This window comes from Bacillus sp. Nf3 (genome assembly GCF_003028545.1).
Lineage (GTDB): Bacteria > Bacillota > Bacilli > Bacillales > Bacillaceae > Bacillus > Bacillus safensis.
On record NZ_PYUA01000038.1, the window covers coordinates 1 to 710 of the forward strand.

At 64.2% G+C, this 710-nt stretch carries 2 protein-coding genes; both read left to right on the forward strand.

What is annotated here, in order from left to right:
* Window positions 1-144: 144 nt before the first annotated feature.
* Window positions 145-357 (forward strand): ParD-like family protein, encoded by a 213-nt coding sequence (locus C9414_RS20735; RefSeq protein ID WP_107164298.1) that lies wholly within the window; start codon window positions 145-147, stop codon window positions 355-357.
* Between the two features lies 1 nt (window position 358).
* The coding region (locus C9414_RS20740; RefSeq protein WP_219909126.1) for a M24 family metallopeptidase at window positions 359-710 on the forward strand (352 nt) is incomplete at its 3' end.

A 710-nucleotide genomic window follows, 5' to 3' on the forward strand; every position in this document is an offset into this window, starting at 1 on the left:
CGAGTGGGGCAGCCGCGAGATGTTGCTGCGCGACCCCGACGGCAACCGCCTGCGCTTTGCCACCGACGCCGGCTGAACGGCGGGGACTTGAGGTTAATATACGAAGTATATACGCTTCGTATATCCACCCCATCAGGACCGCCCATGGGCATCGTCAACATCGATGACACCCTGCACGACCAGCTGCGCCGTGCCTGCACCGTCTCCAGCCGCTCGATCAACGCCCAGGCCAACTTCTGGATCCGGGTCGGCATGCTGTGCGAGCTGAACCCCACGCTGAGCTTCCAGGACATCGTCGCCAGCGAACTGCGCGCGGCCGGCGTCCAGCCCCAGTCATTGGCACCCGGGCGGGCCTGACATGGCGATGATCAAGCAGCCGCACGAAATCGCGCTGATGGCCGAATCCGGGCGCCTGCTTGCGCAGGTGTTCGCCGCGCTCGACCGATTGCCGCTGCAGGGCCGCAGCACGATGGAGATCAACGACTTCGTCGAGCGCATGATTGTCGATGAACTGCAGGCGCGCCCGGCCAGCAAGGGCCAGTACGGCTTTCCGTACGTGCTCAACAGTTCGATCGACAGCGTGATCTGCCACGGCATGCCCAGCACCACCGACGTGCTGCGCAGCGGCCAGATCGTCAACCTCGACATCACCCTGGAGAAGAACGGCTACATCGCCGACTCCAGCACCACCTATCTTGTCGGCGACGTGG